Genomic DNA, 21,448 nt, shown 5'->3' on the forward strand with positions numbered 1-21,448 from the left:
CGATGCACGAGCACCACGATCCAGCCCGCGCGGACGCCCCGTCCGGCAGCATCCGAGTGCTGGTGGCCGACGACCAGGCACTGGTGCGCGGGGGGTTCGTCGCGTTGCTGGAGGCCCAGGACGGCATCGAAGTGGTGGGCGAGGCGGACAACGGCGAGCAGGCCGTGCGCATGACCCGCGGCCTGCGCCCCGACGTGGTCCTGATGGACATCCGCATGCCCATTCTGGACGGCTTGGCCGCCACCCGCATGATCGCCGAGGATCCGCGACTGGCCGAAGTGCGCGTCGTCGTGCTGACCACCTTCGAACTCGACGAGTACGTCTTCGAGGCTCTGCGCTCCGGCGCGACCGGCTTCCTGGTCAAGCACACCGAACCGGCAGATCTGGTTCGTGCCGTCCGCGTGGTCGCCACGGGTGACGCACTGCTGTCCCCGGGCGTCACCCGCACACTGATCGCGGAGTTCTCCGTGCGTGCCAAGACCCCGCCACCGGCGACCCTCGCCGAACTCACCGACCGGGAACGCGAAGTGATGACCTCGGTCGCCGAGGGCCTCACCAATGCCGAAATCGGTGAACGCCTCTACATGAGCCCCGCCACCGCCCGCACGCATGTCAGCCGCATCCTCGCCAAACTGCACGCCAGGGACCGCACCCAGCTGGTGGTCATGGCGTATGAATCCGGGCTCGTCCGCCCCGGCTGGCAGTGAGCCGCTCTCGGTCGATAGCACTGACCGCGGTCCCCCGGGATGATCGCCGTACCTGGCTATCGCCGGGCATCGCAGCACCGCATCGGTCCGGCTCCGCGCATTCTTCGCACCGCTGCCGACGTAAAAGCCGGGCCTTCTGTAGCCAGAGCGAATAATTTCTCGATCGTCGCGTCGCACCACGACGCCCCGTCAAGACATCGACCCCTGCCCGAAATCAATCTACGGCAATTTTTCAGCGAACCGCATTTCGCAGAGTGAATGACAGTCAGCAAATAACTAGTAAATTATTGCGCGGCTGTCACCCGCGGCTCCGACGATACGTATCCAGGCGTATTTCGAGTGTCGACGCGCGACCGATGCCCCCGCCATACCCTACGGCGCAGGCTTTCGGCATGAATATTTTCACTCACCCCGAGGCCGTGAGTTTCCTGGCCGACCACTCCGACAGCGGATGGCACCCCTGGCCGTTCTTCTGGATCTTCCCGCTGCTGTTCTGGCTGACCGTCGTGGCGGTGCTGGTGTTCGCCCGGCGGCGGTTCATCGGCCGCGCGAGCGGTGTCGGCGCGCTGCGCACGGCGTTCGCGCGCGGCGAGATCACCGAGGAGCAGTACCGCAGCAGGCTCGCCGTCCTGAGCGAGCCCCGGCGCGCCAAGCACTAGCGACCAGCCGTCCACTGCGCGAGCGGAAACTTCACGATCGGGAGACCCCCAACCATGAGCATGACCTTCGGAATCGTTCTCACCCCGCGTTCGGGAGCCGACTGGGCGCGCGAGGCAGCCGCAGCCGAACGGCAGGGTTACCGGACCCTCCTGCTGCCCGACACCCGGTTCACCCCCTCACCGTTCCCGGCCCTCGCCGCGGCGGCTGCCGTCACCACCACCATTCGGCTGCGCCCGAACGTCCTCGCCGCACCGCTGCGCACCCCTGCCGCTACAGCGAGGGAGACCGCGGCCCTGCAACTGCTGTCGGACGGACGTTTCGAACTCGGGATCGGCTCGGGACGCCCGGACGCCGCCGCCGAGGCCCAGTGGCTGGGGTCATCCTGGGGCTCGGCTGCGCAACGCCGCGCCCACCTCGTCGCAACCATCGCCGCCGTACGCGCTCAGGTGGCCCCGGCCCCGCCGGTCGTGATCGCCGCCAACGGCCCCCGGATGCTGGCGACCGCGGCGGAATTCGCCGACCGCATTCTGCTCGCCGCAGGGCCCACCGCCACGGAGGCGGAACTGGCCGAGTTGGTCCGCACGGCGCGGGACGGCGCCGACCGCCCCCTGCGCTTCACCCATCAACTGGTCGGCATCGGTCAGCGGCTGCCGATCTGGACCTCGAAGAAGCTCGGCATGACCGCGGAGGCGCTCGCGGACGCGGGTGCGGCGGGCGTGATCCCGGCGGACCCCTCGGCCGCCGCCGAGATGCTCGAGCGCCGCAGGGAGAAGTACGGCATCGATGAGGTGATCGTGCCCGGCGAACTCGCCGACGACTTCGCCCCCGTCCTCGCCCATTTCGGCGGTCGGCGTTCCTGACCCGGCGCCGCCGCCGGAATACGAAAAAGCCCGTGCCCACCGCCATACGGTGGGCACGGGCTTTTCGGTTACGACTTACTCGCCCGAGGCAGCCTCGGTGGAGCCCTCGGTCGCGCCGGTCAGCACGACTTCCGGCTTCTCTTCGGTCTGCGCCTTGGTCAGCTTCGCCTTACCGGCGAAGGTGAACTTGGCGTCCTCGCCGGAGCCCTCGCCGTTCCAGCCCTCGACGTCGACCGAGATGGTCTGGCCGGGGCCGATCTCGCCGAAGAGGATCTTCTCCGACAGCTGGTCCTCGATCTCGCGCTGAATGGTGCGGCGCAGCGGCCGGGCACCGAGCACGGGGTCGAAGCCACGCTTGGCCAGCAGGTTCTTGGCGTTCTCGGTGAGCTCGATCGCCATGTCCTTGTTCTTCAGCTGCGTGGCGACGCGGTTGATCATCAGGTCCACCATCTCGACGATCTGGTCGGTGGTGAGCTGGTGGAAGACGATCACGTCGTCGATGCGGTTGAGGAACTCGGGCCGGAAGTGCTTCTTCAGCTCGTCGTTGACCTTGAGCTTCATCCGCTCGTAGTTCGAGCCCTCGGCATTGGACTGTGTGAAGCCCAGGCCGACCGCCTTCGAGATGTCGGACGTGCCGAGGTTCGAGGTGAAGATCAGCACCGTGTTCTTGAAGTCCACGGTCCGGCCCTGGCCGTCGGTGAGGCGACCGTCTTCCAGCACCTGCAACAGGGTGTTGTAGATCTCCTGGTGGGCCTTCTCGATCTCGTCGAACAGCACGACCGAGAACGGCTTGCGGCGCACCTTCTCGGTGAGCTGGCCGCCCTCCTCGTAGCCGACGTAGCCCGGAGGGGCACCGAACAGCCGCGAGGCGGTGAAGCGGTCGTGGAACTCGCCCATGTCGATCTGGATGAGCGCGTCGTCGTCGCCGAACAGGAAGTTCGCCAGCGCCTTGGACAGCTCGGTCTTACCGACACCGGACGGACCAGCGAAGATGAACGAACCGGACGGACGCTTCGGGTCCTTCAGGCCGGCACGGGTGCGGCGGATGGCCTTGGAGACCGCCTTGACCGCGTCCTCCTGGCCGATGATCCGCTTGTGCAGCTCGTCTTCCATGCGGAGCAGACGGGTGGTCTCCTCCTCGGTGAGCTTGAACACCGGGATACCGGTCCAGTTCGCCAGCACCTCGGCGATCTGCTCGTCGTCGACCTCGGCCACGACGTCCAGATCACCCGAGCGCCACTGCTTCTCCCGCTCGGCCCGCTTGGCGACGAGCTGCTTCTCCTTGTCGCGCAGCCGCGCGGCCTTCTCGAAGTCCTGCGCGTCGATCGCGGACTCCTTCTCCCGGCGCGCCTCGGCGATCTTGTCGTCGAATTCGCGCAGGTCCGGCGGAGCGGTCATGCGACGGATGCGCATCCGCGCGCCCGCCTCATCGATCAGGTCGATCGCCTTGTCCGGCAGGAACCGGTCGTTGATGTAGCGGTCGGCCAGGGTGGCCGCGGCCACCAGCGCGCCGTCGGTGATGGAGACGCGGTGGTGCGCCTCGTAGCGGTCGCGCAGACCCTTGAGGATGTTGATGGTGTGCTCGACCGTCGGCTCGCCCACCTGCACCGGCTGGAACCGGCGCTCGAGGGCAGCGTCCTTCTCGATGTACTTGCGGTACTCGTCGAGGGTGGTCGCGCCGATGGTCTGGAGCTCGCCGCGGGCCAGCTTCGGCTTCAGGATCGAGGCCGCGTCGATGGCGCCCTCGGCGGCGCCCGCACCGACCAGCGTGTGCAGCTCGTCGATGAACAGGATGATGTCGCCGCGGGTGTTGATCTCCTTGAGCACCTTCTTCAGGCGCTCTTCGAAGTCACCGCGGTAGCGGCTGCCCGCGACCAAGGAACCCAGGTCGAGGGTGTAGAGCTGCTTGTCCTTGAGCGTCTCGGGGACCTCGCCGTTGACGATGGCCTGCGCGAGCCCCTCGACGACGGCGGTCTTGCCGACGCCTGGCTCGCCGATCAGCACCGGGTTGTTCTTGGTGCGGCGGCTGAGCACCTGCATGACGCGCTCGATCTCCTTCGAGCGGCCGATGACCGGGTCGAGCTTGCCTTCGAGCGCGGCCTGGGTCAGGTTGCGACCGAACTGGTCGAGCACCAGCGAGGTGGACGGGGTGCCCGCCTCACCGCGCGAACCGGACTCCACCGGCTCCTTGCCCTGATACCCGGACAGCAACTGGATGACCTGCTGGCGCACACGATTGAGATCGGCGCCCAGCTTCACCAGCACCTGGGCCGCCACGCCCTCGCCCTCACGGATGAGGCCGAGCAGGATGTGCTCGGTGCCGATGTAGTTGTGACCGAGCTGCAGCGCTTCCCGAAGGCTCAGCTCCAGCACCTTCTTGGCGCGCGGGGTGAACGGGATGTGACCGGACGGGGCCTGCTGGCCCTGGCCGATGATCTCCTCCACCTGGCTGCGCACGCCTTCCAGCGAAATGCCGAGCGACTCCAGCGACTTGGCCGCGACGCCCTCACCCTCGTGAATCAGCCCCAGCAGGATGTGCTCGGTGCCGATGTAGTTGTGGTTGAGCATCCGGGCCTCTTCCTGGGCCAGGACAACGACACGCCTCGCGCGGTCGGTGAACCTCTCGAACATCGCTCCCTCACTCTCCTGCTCCGACATTCTGGCAACAGACGCCGCAGTGTGCTGTGTACAACAACCGTGGGCGTCAGCCTGCCATGAAGCCCGGGGGTTGCGGCCCCCGCCTCCACTCTAGTTGGCGGGGGATGCCACCGCCGCCGGTCCACCCTATTGCCGACCGGCGACAGCACGGTCATTCACTCACAACGTGGGCGCCGCGGGATTCGTTCCGGCCAGGTTTTGCCCTCAGCGAACAAATCGTCCGCCGACCGGATCTCCGCCGCACACGTCGGACCTCGGCTGCCTACCCCGTGTACGGGTCGGCGACACCGCAGGGCACCGGGCGTTGATGCGCGGGATCGAGCGCGTTGAGTACGTAGGTCGCGGCCCTCCTGCTGCCCGCTATGCCCGTATGACCAGAGTAGTCCGTCGAGCACCCGTCCTGAACCACGATGTTGGTCACCCGGGGCCCGGTCACCAATCCGGAGGTGTACGGCACCACCAGCTCGTCCAGCACGGTCGCGATGTTCGTATATGCCACGTCGGGGTGGTAGACGCCGTCCGCGTTGAGCGTGCGCACGAACTCCGACCCTTGCAGCACCTGGCGGCAGGCCATGCACGGCGAGCCTGCCACGGCGTCGAAGAGCGGGCCGAGGCCCAGCCGGGTGCCGAACTCGTTCAGGTCCGCCATGCCGCCCGCGTTCGAGCCGAGCCAGGGCGGGGCGAGCCCGACCATCTTGTCCACCTTGCCCGCGCCGCCGAGCCGCTTGACGTAGTAATTGCCGATGAAGTTGCCCTGGGAATGGCCGATCAGGTCGACCTTGGCCGCGCCGGTCGCGGTCCGTACCCGGTCCACGAAAGCGGCGAGCTGGGCCGAGCTCTGCTCGATCGGAAGCATGCCGCCGATGGCCGACGCGGGCCACGGCAGGTTGTAGGCGCCGAAGGTGGACGAGTACACGCAGTAACCCTCGTTGGCCAGCAGCGGCGCATACACGCCCCAGTTCGTCTGTGCGCCACCACCCGTGCCGTGCACGAGAACCACGGGATTCGGATGCTCGGAGCCGGGCCGGCAGGACCAGTCGTTGGTGCCGGGCAGCGAACCGCCCGGGTGGGACAGCTCGGCGGGGATGCCCGCGAAGAAGTTGTAGTCGACCGGATATCGCTCCTGCGCGTGTGCCGCGCCCGCAGTGGCGCACACCGCTGTGAGCAGAACGAAGAGCAACGAAAAGCCTGGGACACGCCGCACGATAGCCTCCCGGTCCGGTCTCGTCTTCCGGGGAAGCTACCGCACGAAGTGGCCCAGACGGAGGAGATTCCGGCGGGTCGTTGCGGAATCTAGCTCTGACCGAAGGCAGGCCCGACGTACTGGCCTGCCGCCGCCCGGCCCGGTGCCGCCGCGGAGGCCTTGCCCTGCTGGATGCCCGCGACGAACAGCGCACCGCACAGCGCCAGGAAGGCCAGCGTGTGGAAGACGCCGCGCGCGATGTTCCACCGAACCCAGGCCGCTTCGAAATCGGCGCGCACCGCGGCGAGGTCGGCGATCGAGCCAGGATCGCCCGCGGCGGCCAGCTGGTCGTTGAGCGGGACGTTCAACCCGGAGGTGACCCCGAAGGCGACAACGTTGAGCACCAGCGCGAGCACGATCCAGATCAGCGTGCTCCGGTGCTCCCGGCCCAGGTGCAGCGCCGCCGCCAGGACGGTGAATCCCACCGTGCCGAGGAACGCCATCATGAACCACGGATTGATGATCACCACGTTGATCTTCTGCATCACGTCGATCATGGCGCGATCGTCGGTGCGGGCCAGCGCGGGCATCACCGAATTGGCGTACGCGTAGAAAAGGCCCGCGATCAGGCCCGTCGCCAGCGTGGCGAACACCAGTGCGGCGAGACGTGTGGCGGTCATTGAGTTCCTCCTGCTCGAAAAACCCGCCGGAGTCGTCGCTCCGGCCCGGGTACCTCCGAGTCAAGCCGCTACCGCCCGGACTCTCCATGGCCGAGAAGCTCGATGCGCTAAGCGAGCGTCTACGGTGGAGGTCTCACAGGTCCCGATCGGAAATGAGCCCACTCTGCATGGCCAGCCCCGCCAATCGCACCCGCTTCTGGTTCTGCGGCAGATCCTCCACCCCGAACTTGGCGAACAGGGCGCGCAGGTGCGTCTTGATCGCGTCGACGCTGAGGAACAACTCCTCGGCGATCTGCTGATTGGAGGCGGGCGTGGCGAAACCCGCGCCGTGCTTGTACGGCCTGCACAGTGCGATCAGCACCGAGCGCTGCGTCTCGGTGAGCGACCGCGCCGTGGGTATCGAGCCGGTGGAGGTACGGGTGATGTCGTCGGAGACGCCGCCGAAGTCGTGAAACGACACCCGCGAGGTGCCGACCCGGATGACGTCGCCCGCCATCAGCCTGCGGCGGCCGACGAGCCGGTCCCCGTTGACGAAGGTGCCGTTGCGGGAGAGGCCGTCGTCCACGATGGTCCAGTGCGCACCCAGGTATTCGACCGCCGCGTGCAGCCGGGAGACCTCAGCGTCCCAGCTCAGGGCGAGATCGGCATGCGGGGAGCGGCCGATGGTGACGCGTCCGCGATCCGGCGTGAGCGTGAACTCCTGCTGCCGACCGGCATCATCGGTGAACCGCAAGAATGATCCGACGAATCCTGTCACTGCGCCGATACCTCACCTCTCCATACCGCCAGTGACCGTCGCACGCTTCCATGGTGCCGCGTCCCGGTACCACGAGCAAGATCGATTCATCCGCCGGGACGGGCCACCGTGTGATCCGGTCTCGTTGCCATATCGAAGCCCTATCACAAACAAGACCGCCGCCCCGACGTCGCACGATTCGCCGGGACGGCGGCCGAAAAATAACTATCCCTTCGCGGCCTTGTTGTACGCGTCGGTGATGTCGGCGGAGATGCGGCCCCGTGCGGACACCTTGTGTCCATTCCGACGCGCCCACTCCCGAATTGCGGCGCTTTGTTCCCGATCGATCGAGACCCGGCTCTTCGGAGTGCCCGCGACGGCCGCGGCAGCCTTGACCCGGCGCCGGCCGCTCACCCGGCGCGCATTCGAAACCCACTCCTCCAAACCGTCGCGCAGCTTCGCCGCATTTGCCGACGACAGGTCGATCTCGTACGACACACCGTCGATCGCGAACTCGATGGTCTCGTCCGCGATGGACTCACCGTCGACATCGTCGATCAGGCTAACGGTGACCTTCTTTGCCATGAGATGAACGTCCTCTCGAAATCGTGCGACCCGCATACTAGGCCGATTACCCGAGGCAAGAATACCCCGAATTCCGGAAATTCCAAGACGGAGTCGCTGCTTTGCAATCCAGTGGTCACCGGGTGACCGGACGCACAATTGGGAACAGTATCGTTTCTCGGATTCCCAATCCCGTGAGCGCCATCAACAACCGATCGATTCCCATACCCGTTCCGGTCGTCGGCGGCATGCCGTGCTCCATCGCCGCGAGGAAGTCCTCGTCCAGCACCATCGCCTCGTCGTCACCCTGCGCGGCGAGCCGCGCCTGATCGACGAACCGCTCGCGCTGGATCACCGGGTCGACCAACTCCGAATAGCCCGTGGCCAACTCGAAGCCGCGCACATAGAGATCCCACTTCTCCGTGACCCCTGCCGTACTCCGATGCTGCCTGGTCAACGGGGATGTCTCCACCGGGAAGTCGCGCACGAAAGTCGGCGCGTACAGCTTGTCGCCATACTGGTGTTCCCAGAGTTCCTCGACGAGTTTCCCGTGGCCGTAGCCCTTGCCCTCCGGAATTTCCAGACCGACCCGATCCGCGAGTGCACGCAATTCGGCGACCGACGTTTCCGGAGTCACCGGCACACCCAGCGCATCCGACAGCGAAGGGTACATCTCGACGACGGCCCACTCGCCGCGGAGATCGTATTCGGTGCCGTCGGCCAGGGTCACCACCTCCGTGCCGAACGCCTCCTGCGCCACTTCCTGCACCAATTCCCGGATCATCACCGCCGAGTCGTCATAGGTGCCGTATGCCTGGTATGTCTCCAGCATCGCGAACTCGGGGGAATGCGTGGAGTCCGCGCCCTCGTTCCGGAAGTTCCGGTTGATCTCGAAGACCCGCTCCAAGCCGCCGACCACGCAGCGCTTCAGGAACAACTCGGGCGCGATGCGCAGGAACAGGTCCATGTCGAGGGCGTTGGAATGGGTGACGAACGGTCGGGCCGCTGCGCCGCCGTGCAGCGTCTGCAGCATCGGCGTCTCCACCTCCAGGAAGCCCCTGCGCTCCAGCGCGTTGCGCAGCGCGCGCACCACGGCGATGCGGGTACGGGCCATTTCCCTGGCCTCCGGACGCACGATCAGGTCGACATAACGCTGCCGTACCCGTGATTCCTCGTTCATCTCCTTGTGCGCTACCGGCAGCGGCCGCAGGGCCTTCGCCGCCGTGAACCAGGAATCGGCCATGACGCTCAGTTCCCCGGTCCGCGACGAGATGACCTCACCGTGCACGAAAACGAAGTCACCGAGATCCACGTCGGTCTTCCAGGCGGCCAGGGCGTCCGTACCTACCCCGTTCAGGCTGATCATCGCCTGCAGCTTGGTACCGTCGCCCTCCTGCAGTGTCGCGAAACACAACTTGCCGGTATTACGCAGGAATATGACGCGCCCGGCGATGCCCACCTGTAGCCCGGTGGCCGTGTCCGCGGCGAGGTCCGGATATGCGGCCCGAATTTCGGCCAGGGTATGCGTACGCGGCACGACGACGGGATAGGCCTCGCCACCGTCCGCGAGCAGCCGCTCCCGCTTCTCCCGGCGAATCCGTATCTGCTCCGGTGCATCGTCGGCGGCCGGCGACACGGCAGGCCGCGATTCCCATGTCGATGCGCTGGAAGATGCAGAGTTCGGGGTGCTCACATCGAACAACCCTAGCGTGCATCGGAAATCGTTATGCGGGCCGCCCGGACTCCGGCCCGGAGTAACGAAACGGTATCGATGCGATGCCCCGTCCGGGACGTCCGCACCGGCGTCGTACAGACGCGAAATAGCCGGTGCGCATCATGTGGTGTGCGAAACTACCTGAGCGCCCGGCTATTTCGAGATGGAAGTGTCGGTGGGAATTACAGCAGGGCGAGCGCTTCGGCCTCGCGCGCGAAGTGCGGCGCCCCGACGGCGACGTGCAACAGACCGGCAGCCTTCAACGCCTGATAGCCACCCACCAGATCGGTCGCCCGGTGCAGCCCGAGTTGCTGCAGCGCGGCAGCGGCCAGGCTGGAGGTATATCCCTCGGAGCAGACGACGATCCATTCCACGTCGTGATCGGCGGCCAGCGCCAGGCGGGCGGAACTGGTGGGGTCCAGCCGCCATTCCAGGACATTGCGCTCGATCACCAGCGCGCCGGGCAAGGTGCCCTCACGTCCGCGTTGCGCCTGCGGCCGGATATCCACCAGAATGGCGCCGCGCTCGACGGCTTCCGGCAATTCGAAGGCGTAGATCCGGTCGAGGCGGGCCCGTGCGTTCTCGAGCATCTGATCGATGGTCAAACGGGTCATCACATATCACCTTCGGGCTGGTCGGTGAGGACGGTTCGGGTGCGCCGCAGGGTGCCGTGCCCGGTCACCTCGTAATACGACATGGCGGTGAGCGGCGGGGAATAGGCGTGCACGCTCAGCGTGGGATCGAGCGGACCGGCGGAATCGACGACGCCCGGCACGGCGGCCTGCGCCCGCATGACGTCGTGCACCCAGCCGATCGGGAACGAGGCCTGATCACCCGCCGCGAGTATGCGACGACGCAGTTCCGTTCCGTTCCAACGATATTCGGTGAGCGCGCCGCTGAGCACGGTGAGCGCGCCGAGCGATCCGGCGTGGTCGTGCAGCTCGGTCGACTTGCCCGGCGTCCAGCTGATCAGCCAGACATCGACCTCGTCGTCGGTGAGCAGCCTGGTCGCCCAGCGCTCGTTTTCCGGCCATTTCCCCCCGGCGGGAAGCAAATGGTCGTATCGCCCGGCCAGCACGTCTTCGGCGCCCTCGTCGGTCAGCCGCAGCAGATCGGCCGGGCGCAGCCGGGTGGGCAGGGCGGGCGCCACCGAGCGTTCCACCGGCGGGGTAGCCGACAGCGCGGTACGCGCGGAAGAAAGGGAAAGGACAGAAGAACGCATGAGCGAATCTCCAGGAGGAAGGTAACGGTCGAGGGCGGGAACTCAGCCTCGATCGGTCGAGGCACGTCAGCCTCGACAACACTCCTGGGTGCTCGCGTAGAAGGTCACGAGAGGGAGTTTAACAGCAGACAGCGCGGTGTCGACAAGTGCCCGGCCTGCGACAAATCCGACACCGCGCATATCAGACACTTCCCTTGCGCCGCTGATTGCGTTCGTATACGAGTCGCAGACCGGTCAGCGTGAGGTGCGGATCGTGGTCGTCGATCGTTTCGGATTCCGGGACGATCAGCGGTGCGGTCGCCCCGGTCGCCACCACGGCGACGTCATCACCCGCGAAGGCGTCGAACTCGTCGCGAATGCGATCGATCAGGCCGTCCACCAGCCCGGCGAAACCGAATACCGCGCCGGACTGCATGCATTCCATGCTGTTCTTCCCCAGCACCGAACGCGGCCTGGTCAACTCCGCCCGCCGCAGCGCACTGCGTTCCACCAGGGCCTCGGTGGAGATCTCCACACCCGGCGCGATGATCCCGCCCAGGAACTCGCCCTTCTTCGACACCAGGTCCACGCAGATCGCCGTGCCGAAATCGACGACGATCGCAGGCGCGGAATAGCGCTGGTACGCGGCCAGGCAATTGACGATGCGGTCCGCGCCGACTTCTTTCGGATTGTCCACCAGCAGCGGAATCCCCGTGCGCACACCGGGTTCCACCAACACGTGCGGAACATGGCCCCAGTATTGGCCGAGCATGCCGCGCAACTCGCGCAGCACGGGCGGCACCGTGGAAAGCGCTGAGACGCCGATCACCTCGTCCAGTTGCGCGCCGACCAGCCCGCGCACCTGCATGGCGAATTCGTCGGCGGTCAGCAACGGATTGGTGTGCATTCGCCAGTGCCGCACCAGTTTCGAATGCTCCCCGGATCCGGAGAACAGGCCGAGTTCGATACTCGTGTTGCGGACATCGATGGTCAGCAGCATGTCCTGGTCGCCGCTCCTCAGACGAACGACAGCGAGCGGGGTGAGGTCAGGCCCGAGCCCTCCGGCGCGTGCGCCGGGTCCGAGCCGAGTTCGACCGGGCGGTTGCGCTCGTCGACGAACACGACCTTGGGGTCGTACTCGGCGATCTCCTGCTCGTTCAGCTGGCCGTAGGCGATCAGGATGACGAGGTCGCCCGGGTGCACCAGGTGAGCCGCGGCGCCGTTGATCCCGATCACCCCGGAACCCCGCTCACCGGCGATGACGTAGGTCTCCAGGCGGGCGCCGTTATCGATGTCCACGATGCAGACCTGTTCGCCTTCCAGCAGGTCGGCGGCGTCGAGCAGGTCCTGATCCACGGTCACCGAGCCGACGTAGTGCAAGTCGGCGTGCGTCACGGTGGCACGGTGGATCTTCGACTTCATCATGGTGCGCAGCATTGCGTCGAACCTTTCTAGTTCGCGGGAGGAAGGACGGCGGGGTCTGACACCGCCGCGACAGGCTGGGGGAAGTTCGCGGCGTCCCGCGAACCGGCGACGGTGGGGTGGCCGTCGATCGGAGCGCCGAGCGTGACGGCGATGTTGTCGATCAGCCGGGTCGCGCCGACCCGGGCCGCGATCAGCAGCCTGGCGTTGCCGGTGGCCGGGGCGGGCCCCAGGGTGGCCGAACGCAGCTCCAGGTAGTCGACGTCAACGCCGGTCGCGGCGTCGAGCACCTGGCGGGCGGCCGCGAGAACCGCGTCGCCGCCGAGGCCGCCCGCGTGCCTGCCCGCCGACAGAGCGGCCGGCAGGGCCGTCGCCGCTTCGCGCTGCACGGGGTCGAGGTAGCGGTTGCGCGAGGACAGGGCCAGGCCGTCTGGCTCACGGACGGTGACCACCGGGGTGATCTTCACGTCGAAATTCAGATCGCGGACCAGCTGCCGGATCAGGGTGAGCTGCTGATAGTCCTTCTCACCGAAGAACGCCTCGGTCGGCCGCGCGATCTGCAGCAGTTTGGCGACCACGGTGAGCATGCCCGCGAAATGGGTCGGGCGGCTGGCCCCCTCCAGCTCCGCGCCGAGCGGACCCGGGTGCACCGTGGTGCGCGGGCCGTCCGGGTACATGTCGGACACGCTCGGCGCGAACACCAGCTCGACGCCCTCCGCGCGCAACAGCTCGACGTCGGCGTCCAGCGTGCGGGGGTATTTGTCCAGGTCTTCGTTCGCGCCGAACTGCAAGGGATTGACGAAGACCGACACGATGACGACCTGGTTGGTCCGCTTGGCCAGCCGCACGATCTCCAAGTGCCCCTCGTGCAGCGCACCCATGGTCGGCACCAGCGCGACGGTGCGGCCGACGCCGCGCAGGGCCGCGGACACCGCCCCGAGTACCGCGGGATCGTGGTGCACGGTCAGCACGCCGGGACGGTAGGCACCGCGCAATTTCGAGTCGAACATCAGCGTCCTTCCAGCAGCTGGATTACGGCGGGGGCGGTGCCTGCCCGCTCAGCGGTGCGCAGCGACAGCGCGCGATACGCCTCGGCCAGCCGGGCATCGACAGACGCCAGCGCCTCCAGGTGCGCGGCCACCGCGTCGGCGTCGCCGCGGGCGACCGGGCCGGTCAGCGCGGACTGGCCGCGGCGCAACGCGTTGTCCAGCGCCGCCGACGCCAGCGGGGCGAGCAGACGCTCGGCCAGGCCGTTGGGCTGCTCGTCGACCAGTTGCTGTCCCATCAGGCCGGGGCCTGCCAGGGCGGCGCGCAACGCGGCCACCGCGTCCACGATCACCGTGACCAGGTGATTGCTGCCGTGCGCGAGCGCGGCGTGGTAGAGCGGCCGGTGCTGCTCCGGTACGCGAACCGGCTCGCCGCCCATTTCGATCACCAGCGACTGCGCGATGGCATAGCCGACCTCGTCGGCCGCCGTGATACCGAAGCACGCGTTGCCCAGCCGGGCCACGTCCTCGTCGTGACCGGTGAAGGTCATCGCCGGGTGGATGGCCAGCGGAAGGGCGCCGATCTCGGCCAGGGGGGCGAGCACACCGACGCCGTTCGCGCCGGAGGTGTGCGCCACTATGGTGCCCGGCCGAACCACTCCGGCGCCTGCCAGGCCGCGGACCAGGCCGGGAAGCTCGGTGTCGGGCACGGCGAGCAGCAGCAGCTCACTGCGGGCGGCCACCTGCTCGATCGGCAGGATCTCCGAATCGGGCAGCCGGGTCCTGGCACGGCGCACCGAGGCGTCGGAGATCGCGCAGACGCCGAACACGACGTGTCCGGCCCGCTCGAGTGCGGCGCCCAATGCCGAGCCCACGCGTCCCGCCGAGACGATTCCCACCGTCAGGCGTGCGGGCGCGGGGTCGTAGCCCGAAGCAGCGTTGTCGGAATTCACGCTTCTCGAGGTCAACGTTGTCCTCTCGATGTCGTTCCAGTCCCGCCATGCGGGTACCGGACGGTACGCCAAGAGAATATCGGCAGGCGGTTCGCCGCCGCCACGGGGTGCCCGCGTGATCTAGGCCGCAGTGCCGGGACGCGGCCCGGCGCGGGTCACCGGCGTTCGCGCTCCTCGGATTGCAGGTTGGCCATGATCTCCGCGACCGAGAGACGGCGCGAGGGCGTCTCGTCGTCGCTCTCGGCCCTGCGCCGCCTGCGCGCGCTCGGCGTACCCATGGTGGGCGCGGACGCGGGCCGTGCGGGCGGTTCCTGGGTCGGCCGCGGGCGGGTAGCGGGGCGGGTGGGCGGCTCGTCGCGCGGCTCGTCCGCGGTCTCTGTGAAGGCATCCGCCCAGCCGCGCGCCTCGGCGTGGCGTGCCTGCTCCGCGTCGGCCTGCTCGGCGTCGTCGTCGACGGAGACGATCGCGGTCTCGGCGGTGACCGGATCGTCGAAGGGGCTGGCGAAGACCGGCGGCTCGGGATGGTCGGGCTCGAAGATCGGCGTCATGCTGCTACGGGGTTGCTGGTCATCGAAGACCGACCGCATCCCGGCATTCGCGGAGCTATTGTTCCCGGAGCTGGTCAGCTCCTGGATCCGGGTCGCGTCGGCGCGCAATGCCGGGCGATCCGTCGGCAGATCGCCGTCGAACAGCCGCTGCAGGCTCTGCCGCAGCACCGTGAGCTCCGCCCGTAAGGCCGCGAGTTCGGCCGCGTCGGCGCCCACTTCCTCGCGGACCCGCGCCTCGAGGCCGAGTTCGTACTCGCGCCGCGCGGTGACCTCCCGCTCCAGCTGCAACTCGTAGACGGTCTGCAGATCGCGGACCTTCGCCTTGTCGATCGTCGCCTCTTTGCGGTACTTCGTCGCAGCCAGAGCGCCGATTGCCGCGGCCCACAGCGCCGCGACCAGACCTACCCGTACGAACTCGACACTGTTACTGAAGATCAGGAAAACGCTGGCAACCAGACCGAGCAAGATCAAGACACCGACGAATAATTTTCCCGCGTCCTCCCGCTGTCGACGGGAAGTGCTGCTACGGGAGGGTGAAACCATGCCAGCCAGGGTAGCCAATAGGTCGTGCCGAGCCCAGATTCCGTTTTGTGATTCGATTCGGGACACTAGCTATGTAGTTGCCGCATCGTCGGTTGGATCCTCCGGCGCCCGGCAGCAGTACTCCAGCCACAGGGCCGCAGCAACCAAAGCGACGCCCGCCAGCATCCCGACGATCGCACCGGGGCTGTCGGCGGCGGCCGCGCGAAGCGTGCCGCGCTGCGGGAGGACCCAGCACAGGAAACCGAGCCAGATGCCCGCGGCGATCGAACCCACCTGCGCCGACGCCTTGGCCAACGCGACGGCGCGGGCCGCTGTGATCGGATGCAACTGGTGGCGGCCGTCGCCGATCTCATGGTCGTTGACCCGCGCCCGGATGACGAAAGCGAGCACCGCTTCGATCGCGGCCACCGGGTACAGCGAGGCGCCCGCGAAGGTCGAGATCGGCGGGAAGCTGTCGTAGGCCACGCGGGTGGCGATCCACGCGACGAGCGCGGCGATCAGCACGTTCGCCACGATGTCGAGGATGCGGGTCGGCTTCAGTTTCACGACGCCGCGCCCGTCAGCGAGAACTCGGTGCGGCGCACCCCGGCGCGTTCGGCCGGATCGAGCCGCCCCAGCAGATCCGCCACCGGATGCGGCGCGCCGTCGACCTCCAGCACCGCGTCCGGCGCCACGTCCAGCCACGGCACCAGCACGAAAGCGCGCCGGTGCGCCTGCGGGTGCGGCAGCAGCAGATCCGGGTCGGCGCTGCGGCACGCGACCGGCTGCCCGTCGCGCAGTTCGGCGCACCACACCACATCCACGTCGAGTGTGCGTGCGCCCCAGCGCACTTCGCGAATTCGCCCCGCTGCCTGCTCGAGCTCCTGGCCGCGACGCAGCCAGTCCGCGCAGCTGAAGGCCGGATCCTCCACCAGCACAGCGGCATTGAGGTAATCCGCCTGCGGGACACCACCCCAGGGCGCCGTGGAGTACACGGCAGAGGCGGCCAGCACGCGATGGCCGAACCCGTCGAGGACGCTGCGCAGATGCGCGAGCCGGTCGCCCAGATTCGAACCGATGGACAGCACGGCACGGGTCATCGGCGTGCCTCCCCGGCACTCGGCACGATGAAGGTGGCCGTGCCGCAAGGTAGCTCGCTCATTCGGCGGGCTCCCCCCGGTGCCGGGAGGTGACCACACGCACATCGGCGAAGGTGTGCGGGATCGGCGCGGACGGCTTGTGCAGCACCACCTCGACCGACCTGATCCGCGGATCGGTCATCACCTCGTCGGCGATCTCCGACACCACCGTTTCGATGAGATCACGCGGCTCACCCTGGACGATGCGCACCGCCCGCTCGGCCAGCGCGCCGTAGTCCACGGTGGCGGCCAGATCGTCGGACGCGGCGGCCACCGCGAAATCCACCCACACCGTCAGATCGACAAGGAATTCCTGACCGTCGCGGCGCTCGTGCTCGAACACGCCGTGATGCCCGTAGGCGCGCAGGCCGCGCAATTCGATGCGGTCGGCGCCGCGCCGGATCACCGGATCACGCGGCGGCGCCTCGTGTTCGGCGTGGACGGGGGACCGGCTCATCGTCGAGCTCCTTGCGCACTGGGTCGGGCGGTGTCGTGCTGTGCGGCGCGCTGCCGTGCGGCATTCTGCCACGCGTCGGTGACCGTGATGGCGTCCAGCGAGGCGCGCACGTCGTGCACCCGCACGCCCCACGCGCCGTGCAGCGCGGCCAGCGCCGAGATGGTCGCGGTGGCCGTCTCCCGGCCGTCCGGCGGGCGCGGACCCGCCTCGGCGGCGAGCAGCGAACCGAGAAAGCGCTTGCGCGACGCGCCGATCAGGACCGGCAGCCCGTGCGCGACCAATTCGGGCAGCGCGCCGAGCAGCGCCCAGTTGTGCTCGGCGTTCTTCGCGAAGCCCAGACCGGGGTCGAGGATCAGCCGGGACGGGTCGACGCCCGCGTCCACGGCCAGGTCCACCTGCGCGGAGAGTTCGGCGAGCACGTCCGCGACCACGTCGTCGTAGTGGTCCGCCGGTCCGGTGTGCCGGTAGTCGGCGCCCGCCCTCCAGTGCATGAGAATCCACGGGACCCGCGCGGACGCGACCACCCGCACCATGTCGGCGTCGGCGCGGCCGCCGGAGACGTCGTTCACCACCGACACCCCGGCCTCGAGCGCCGCGGCGGCCACGGCGGCGCGCATGGTGTCCACGCTGGTGGGTACGCCCGCGGCGACCAGGCCGCGGATGACCGGGGCCACCCGCGCGGCCTCGGTCGCCGCGTCGATGCGTACCGCGCCCGGCCTGGTCGACTCACCGCCGACGTCGATGATGTCCGCGCCCACGGCGTGCAGCCGCACACCATGGGCGATGGCCAATTCGGGATCGAGGTATCGGCCGCCGTCGGAGAACGAATCGCTGGTGACATTCACCACGCCCATCACGACGCAGGAGCGTCCGTCGCGGGCGAACCCGCGCACCGGCGCGGTCGATCCCGCTTCCGGCCGCGCCGTGGCGGTGTCCTGCCTGGGCGCACCAGTCGCCGCGCGCTGCGCGCCGCTCGGTTCGGACACCGCGGAGCCGCTCACTTCCGGAGGATCAGATCGAGCGCCTCGGCGCGCGAGGCTGCGTTGGACTGCAGCAGTCCGCGCACGGCGGAGGTGGTGGTACTCGCGCCCGGCTTGCGGATGCCGCGCATCGCCATGCACAGGTGCTCGGCCTCGATCACCACGATCGCACCGCGCGGGTCGAGCTTGCGCATCACCGCGTCGGCGATCTGGCTGGTCAGCCGCTCCTGCACTTGCGGGCGCTTGGCGTACAGGTCGACCAGCCGGGCGAGTTTGGACAAGCCGGTCACCCGGCCGTGCGGGCCGGGGATGTAGCCGACGTGCGCGACGCCGTGGAAGGACACGAGGTGGTGCTCGCAGGTCGAGTACATCGGGATGTCCCTCACCAGCACGAGTTCCTGATGACCCTCGTCGAACGTGGTGTTGAGCACCGAATCCGGTTCCACGTAGAGCCCGGCGAAGGTCTCCCGGTAGGCGCGCGCGACCCGGGCGGGCGTCTCGAGCAGGCCGGGCCGATCCGGGTCCTCGCCGACGGCGAGCAGCAATTCCCGTACCGCGGCTTCGGCCCGCGCTTGATCGAATGATCTGCCCGTTTCCAATGCGACGGGGCCGGGCTGTGTCACGCCGATGTCGACACCGTTGTGTTCAGCACTGTCCGGTTCGGCGAGGATGTAACCACCGCCATGCTCGTTCGCCGACAATCGAGGACACCTCCAAACTCACGGGGCGCCGGCAATTTCTCGGCACCCCCACGATGGACGAGCCTAATCGTCACCGCTCAGTGACGACCGTTCGGTCCATCCCAATCGCCGTTGTCGCCCTCACCGTTCGGATTGGTCCGGCGCGGCTCGTCGTAGCCGCCGCGATCGCCGTACCCGTCCCGGTCGTAGCCACCTTCGGGCGCACCCTGCGGACCCCATTGCTGGTAGCCGTGCCGCGGCTGCTGTGGCTCGCCCCAGCCCGGCTGACCCGGCTGCGGCTCGTCCCGCGGCGGCCAGCCGGGAGCCGACCATCCCGCCGGAGCGCCGTAGTCCGGCCGCGAACCGTGCGTCCCCTGGCGCGGATACGCCGGTGCGGGCGCCTGGGGCAGCGGGTAACCCGACGCGGGCGGGCGGCCGTATTGCGGCGGAGCGCCGTAACCGCTCTCGTGCGGCGGGTATCCGTTGGCGGGCTGCGGCTCGCGCTGCGCGGACGCGGCCACCGGCTCCGCGACCGGCTCCGGCGGCCAGGACTCGCCGCGCTCGGCGGCCAGCTCGCCCGGGGTCTTCACCGGCGGCTTGTCCGAAGGGACGCGGTCGCCGAAATCGTTGAACGCGGTGATGCGCGGGCGCTTCTGCACCGACGTGAGGATCTGCTCGAGATCCTTGCGGTGCAGGGTCTCCCGTTCCAGCAGCGCGGTGGCCAGGTCGTCGAGCACGTCGCGGTACTCGTTCAGGATCGCCCACGCCTCGGTGTGCGCGGCCTCGATCAGGTTGCGCACCTCCTCGTCGATCGCGCCCGCCACCTCGTGCGAGTAGTCCGAACCCATGCCCATCGAGCGGCCGAGGAACGGATCGCCCTGCTCCTGGCCGTAACGGACGGCGCCGAGCCGCGCACTCATGCCGTACTCGGTGACCATCGCGCGGGCGATCTTGGTGGCCTGGTCGATATCGGAGGACGCGCCGGTGGTCGGCTCGTGGAACACCAGTTCCTCGGCCGCGCGGCCGCCCATCGCCATCACCAGGCGGGCGATCATCTCCGAGCGGGTCATCAGGCCCTTGTCGTCCTCGGGCACCGTCATGGCGTGGCCGCCGGTGCGGCCGCGGGCCAGGATGGTGACCTTGTAGACCGGCTCGATGTCCGGCATCGCCCAGGCGGCCAGGGTGTGGCCGCCCTCGTGGTAGGCGGTGATCTTCTTCTCGTGCTCGCTGATGATCCGGCTCTTGCGCCGCGGACCGCCGATCACGCGATCGACCGACTCCTCCAGCGATTCGCCGGTGATCATCGCGCCGTTCTCGCGGGCGGTGAGCAGGGCGGCCTCGTTGATCACATTGGCCAGGTCGGCGCCGGACATGCCGACGGTGCGCTTGGCCAGGCCGTCCAGGTCGGCGTCCGGGGAGATCGGCTTGCCCTGCGAGTGCACCCGCAGGATCGCGCGGCGACCGGCGAGGTCGGGGTTGCCCACCGGGATCTGCCGGTCGAACCGGCCGGGACGCAGCAGCGCCGGGTCGAGGATGTCGGGCCGGTTGGTGGCGGCGATCAGGATGATGCCGGTGCGGTCTCCGAAGCCGTCCATCTCGACCAGCAACTGGTTGAGGGTCTGCTCGCGTTCGTCGTGACCGCCGCCGAGGCCCGCGCCGCGCTGGCGGCCGACCGCGTCGATCTCGTCGACGAAGATGATGCAGGGGCTGTTCTGCTTGGCCTGCTCGAACAGGTCACGCACCCGGGAGGCGCCGACGCCGACGAACATCTCCACGAAGTCCGAACCGGAAATGGTGAAGAACGGCACACCGGCCTCGCCCGCGACGGCACGGGCCAGCAGGGTCTTGCCGGTGCCGGGCGGGCCGTAGAGCAGGACGCCCTTGGGAATCTTGGCGCCGAGGGCCTGGTAGCGGACGGGATTCTGGAGGAAGTCCTTGATCTCGTAGAGTTCCTCGACCGCCTCGTCGGCTCCGGCCACGTCGGCGAACGTGGTCTTGGGCATGTCCTTGGACAGCTGTTTGGCCTTCGACTTGCCGAAGCCCATCATGCCGCCGCGCCCGCCGCCCTGCATGCGGGCCATCACGAAGATGAACAGGCCGAGCAGGATGACCATCGGCAGCACGAACAGCAGAATCTGGGTGAACCAGCTCTCCTGCTTGACCACCGTGTTGTACGGGGCACCGGAGTTCTTCACGGCAGAGAAGACCTGGGCCGAGGTCTCGCTGCCGCCCGGATACTTCGCGATGATCTTGTTCTGCCCGCCGGTGGCGTCGTTGCCGTCCTTCAGCTCGATGCGCAGCTGCTGCTCGCGATCATCGATCTGAATGTTCTGGACGTTGCTCTTGTTCTCGAGCTGGCTGAGGGCAACCGAGGTATCGACGCTCTTCCAGCCCCGCGTGTCGTTGCCGAAATAGCTGAACGCATAGATCACGAGCAGAATGCCCGAGACTATGGCCAGGGTGCGAAACACTGTCTTGCGGTTCATAGAGCGTCGGCCGGGGCGGCCAGTCCTTTCCGGTGTCTCCGGTTCTTGCCTAGCGATGCATCTGGCGCGTCCGGTTCCGCGGGGTTCGGATGCGGACAAGCCACGTTACCGCGTACGGTCTACTCGATACATCGCACAGTTCGGCTGCAGGTGCAGTTAACGAGGTAAACGGCCGGGGAACGACGGTGGTTCCCGATGTCTCCGGTCCGGCTTCCTCCAAGTGGCAACAATCATGGCATGTTCGGCCTATCGTGAGCGACGACACAACATCGCGGCGCGAGCGACGGGCACGTAGGCGGTAGCTCGCAAACC

The 21,448-nt window shown here is 68.2% G+C and carries 22 protein-coding genes; 3 read left to right on the forward strand and 19 right to left on the reverse strand.

The annotated features are described in order from the left end of the window. Nucleotides 1–2 precede the first annotated feature (2 nt). From ABZ420_RS25755 to ABZ420_RS25765, 3 genes are all read left to right on the forward strand, one after another. Nucleotides 3–707: a response regulator transcription factor gene (locus ABZ420_RS25755; RefSeq protein ID WP_357127550.1), complete on the forward strand. Its 705-nt coding sequence runs from the start codon at nt 3–5 to the stop codon at nt 705–707. Nucleotides 708–1,099: 392 nt separating this feature from the next. Then, entirely contained in the window at nt 1,100–1,366 is a 267-nt protein-coding gene (locus tag ABZ420_RS25760) for a hypothetical protein (protein ID WP_357127553.1), read from the forward strand. A gap of 54 nt (nt 1,367–1,420) precedes the next feature. Beyond that, the gene (locus ABZ420_RS25765) at nt 1,421–2,227 is read left to right on the forward strand and encodes an LLM class flavin-dependent oxidoreductase (protein WP_357127556.1); all 807 of its coding nucleotides are present in this window, start codon (nt 1,421–1,423) and stop codon (nt 2,225–2,227) included. 75 nt (nt 2,228–2,302) lie between these two features. On the opposite strand, the gene ABZ420_RS25770 is transcribed toward ABZ420_RS25765, so the two are convergent. The 19 genes from ABZ420_RS25770 to ftsH form a co-directional block, all read right to left on the reverse strand. Continuing rightward, nucleotides 2,303–4,858, reverse strand: coding sequence for an ATP-dependent Clp protease ATP-binding subunit (locus ABZ420_RS25770; protein WP_357127559.1), 2,556 nt, complete (start codon nt 4,856–4,858; stop codon nt 2,303–2,305). 289 nt (nt 4,859–5,147) lie between these two features. Continuing rightward, complete coding sequence (locus tag ABZ420_RS25775) at nt 5,148–6,053, reverse strand: alpha/beta fold hydrolase (RefSeq protein WP_357127732.1); 906 nt, start codon at nt 6,051–6,053, stop codon at nt 5,148–5,150. 125 nt (nt 6,054–6,178) lie between these two features. Then, a complete protein-coding gene (locus ABZ420_RS25780) occupies nt 6,179–6,748 on the reverse strand; it encodes an anthrone oxygenase family protein (RefSeq protein ID WP_357127562.1) in 570 nt (189 codons plus the stop codon). 133 nt (nt 6,749–6,881) lie between these two features. Continuing rightward, nucleotides 6,882–7,505: an FHA domain-containing protein gene (locus ABZ420_RS25785; protein ID WP_039794674.1), complete on the reverse strand. Its 624-nt coding sequence runs from the start codon at nt 7,503–7,505 to the stop codon at nt 6,882–6,884. A gap of 204 nt (nt 7,506–7,709) precedes the next feature. Continuing rightward, nucleotides 7,710–8,069 (reverse strand): Lsr2 family protein, encoded by a 360-nt coding sequence (locus tag ABZ420_RS25790; RefSeq protein WP_357127565.1) that lies wholly within the window; start codon nt 8,067–8,069, stop codon nt 7,710–7,712. A gap of 115 nt (nt 8,070–8,184) precedes the next feature. After that, nucleotides 8,185–9,684 carry a lysine--tRNA ligase gene (gene lysS / locus ABZ420_RS25795; protein ID WP_357127568.1) on the reverse strand — a complete coding sequence of 500 codons (1,500 nt, stop codon included), beginning with the start codon at nt 9,682–9,684 and terminating at the stop codon, nt 8,185–8,187. 260 nt (nt 9,685–9,944) lie between these two features. Beyond that, nucleotides 9,945–10,367 carry a rhodanese-like domain-containing protein gene (locus ABZ420_RS25800; protein ID WP_062974757.1) on the reverse strand — a complete coding sequence of 141 codons (423 nt, stop codon included), beginning with the start codon at nt 10,365–10,367 and terminating at the stop codon, nt 9,945–9,947. Nucleotides 10,368–10,375: 8 nt separating this feature from the next. After that, a complete protein-coding gene (locus ABZ420_RS25805) occupies nt 10,376–10,984 on the reverse strand; it encodes a cysteine dioxygenase family protein (protein ID WP_357127571.1) in 609 nt (202 codons plus the stop codon). Between the two features lie 181 nt (nt 10,985–11,165). After that, a complete protein-coding gene (locus ABZ420_RS25810) occupies nt 11,166–11,963 on the reverse strand; it encodes a type III pantothenate kinase (protein WP_040864536.1) in 798 nt (265 codons plus the stop codon). 17 nt (nt 11,964–11,980) lie between these two features. Continuing rightward, nucleotides 11,981–12,400, reverse strand: a complete 420-nt coding sequence (panD, locus tag ABZ420_RS25815; protein WP_040773236.1) for an aspartate 1-decarboxylase — start codon at nt 12,398–12,400, stop codon at nt 11,981–11,983. 14 nt (nt 12,401–12,414) lie between these two features. After that, nucleotides 12,415–13,395, reverse strand: coding sequence for a pantoate--beta-alanine ligase (panC, locus tag ABZ420_RS25820; RefSeq protein ID WP_357127574.1), 981 nt, complete (start codon nt 13,393–13,395; stop codon nt 12,415–12,417). After that, entirely contained in the window at nt 13,395–14,324 is a 930-nt protein-coding gene (locus ABZ420_RS25825; protein ID WP_357127577.1) for a DUF2520 domain-containing protein, read from the reverse strand. Before ABZ420_RS25825 ends, panC begins: the two co-directional genes overlap by 1 nt. 155 nt (nt 14,325–14,479) lie before the next feature. Then, nucleotides 14,480–15,415: a DUF6779 domain-containing protein gene (locus ABZ420_RS25830; RefSeq protein WP_357127580.1), complete on the reverse strand. Its 936-nt coding sequence runs from the start codon at nt 15,413–15,415 to the stop codon at nt 14,480–14,482. Between the two features lie 69 nt (nt 15,416–15,484). After that, nucleotides 15,485–15,955 carry a DUF3180 domain-containing protein gene (locus ABZ420_RS25835; protein ID WP_357127734.1) on the reverse strand — a complete coding sequence of 157 codons (471 nt, stop codon included), beginning with the start codon at nt 15,953–15,955 and terminating at the stop codon, nt 15,485–15,487. 2 nt (nt 15,956–15,957) lie between these two features. After that, nucleotides 15,958–16,494, reverse strand: coding sequence for a 2-amino-4-hydroxy-6-hydroxymethyldihydropteridine diphosphokinase (gene folK, locus ABZ420_RS25840; protein WP_357127583.1), 537 nt, complete (start codon nt 16,492–16,494; stop codon nt 15,958–15,960). Between the two features lie 58 nt (nt 16,495–16,552). Beyond that, nucleotides 16,553–16,990, reverse strand: a complete 438-nt coding sequence (gene folB / locus ABZ420_RS25845; RefSeq protein ID WP_357127586.1) for a dihydroneopterin aldolase — start codon at nt 16,988–16,990, stop codon at nt 16,553–16,555. Next, the gene (gene folP / locus ABZ420_RS25850) at nt 16,987–17,844 is read right to left on the reverse strand and encodes a dihydropteroate synthase (RefSeq protein WP_357127737.1); all 858 of its coding nucleotides are present in this window, start codon (nt 17,842–17,844) and stop codon (nt 16,987–16,989) included. Before folP ends, folB begins: the two co-directional genes overlap by 4 nt. A 143-nt stretch (nt 17,845–17,987) precedes the next feature. Continuing rightward, on the reverse strand, nt 17,988–18,599 hold the full coding sequence (gene folE / locus ABZ420_RS25855) for a GTP cyclohydrolase I FolE (protein ID WP_357127740.1): 612 nt from the start codon (nt 18,597–18,599) through the stop codon (nt 17,988–17,990). A 149-nt stretch (nt 18,600–18,748) separates the two neighbouring features. Then, nucleotides 18,749–21,136: an ATP-dependent zinc metalloprotease FtsH gene (gene ftsH, locus ABZ420_RS25860; protein WP_357127589.1), complete on the reverse strand. Its 2,388-nt coding sequence runs from the start codon at nt 21,134–21,136 to the stop codon at nt 18,749–18,751. Nucleotides 21,137–21,448 lie beyond the last annotated feature (312 nt).

Source organism: Nocardia sp. NPDC005745 (assembly GCF_040630775.1).
GTDB lineage: Bacteria > Actinomycetota > Actinomycetes > Mycobacteriales > Mycobacteriaceae > Nocardia.

Coding starts and splice junctions, on each gene's coding strand:
- ABZ420_RS25755 (WP_357127550.1), top strand. CDS start 3: ATGCACGAGCACCACGATCCAGCCCGCGCGGACGCCCCGTCCGGCAGC.
- ABZ420_RS25760 (WP_357127553.1), top strand. CDS start 1,100: ATGAATATTTTCACTCACCCCGAGGCCGTGAGTTTCCTGGCCGACCAC.
- ABZ420_RS25765 (WP_357127556.1), top strand. CDS start 1,421: ATGAGCATGACCTTCGGAATCGTTCTCACCCCGCGTTCGGGAGCCGAC.
- ABZ420_RS25770 (WP_357127559.1), bottom strand. CDS start 4,858: ATGTTCGAGAGGTTCACCGACCGCGCGAGGCGTGTCGTTGTCCTGGCC.
- ABZ420_RS25780 (WP_357127562.1), bottom strand. CDS start 6,748: ATGACCGCCACACGTCTCGCCGCACTGGTGTTCGCCACGCTGGCGACG.
- ABZ420_RS25790 (WP_357127565.1), bottom strand. CDS start 8,069: ATGGCAAAGAAGGTCACCGTTAGCCTGATCGACGATGTCGACGGTGAG.
- ABZ420_RS25805 (WP_357127571.1), bottom strand. CDS start 10,984: ATGCGTTCTTCTGTCCTTTCCCTTTCTTCCGCGCGTACCGCGCTGTCG.
- ABZ420_RS25810 (WP_040864536.1), bottom strand. CDS start 11,963: ATGCTGCTGACCATCGATGTCCGCAACACGAGTATCGAACTCGGCCTG.
- panD (WP_040773236.1), bottom strand. CDS start 12,400: ATGCTGCGCACCATGATGAAGTCGAAGATCCACCGTGCCACCGTGACG.
- panC (WP_357127574.1), bottom strand. CDS start 13,395: ATGTTCGACTCGAAATTGCGCGGTGCCTACCGTCCCGGCGTGCTGACC.
- ABZ420_RS25830 (WP_357127580.1), bottom strand. CDS start 15,415: ATGGTTTCACCCTCCCGTAGCAGCACTTCCCGTCGACAGCGGGAGGAC.
- folK (WP_357127583.1), bottom strand. CDS start 16,494: ATGACCCGTGCCGTGCTGTCCATCGGTTCGAATCTGGGCGACCGGCTC.
- folB (WP_357127586.1), bottom strand. CDS start 16,990: ATGAGCCGGTCCCCCGTCCACGCCGAACACGAGGCGCCGCCGCGTGAT.
- folP (WP_357127737.1), bottom strand. CDS start 17,844: ATGGGCGTGGTGAATGTCACCAGCGATTCGTTCTCCGACGGCGGCCGA.
- ftsH (WP_357127589.1), bottom strand. CDS start 21,136: ATGAACCGCAAGACAGTGTTTCGCACCCTGGCCATAGTCTCGGGCATT.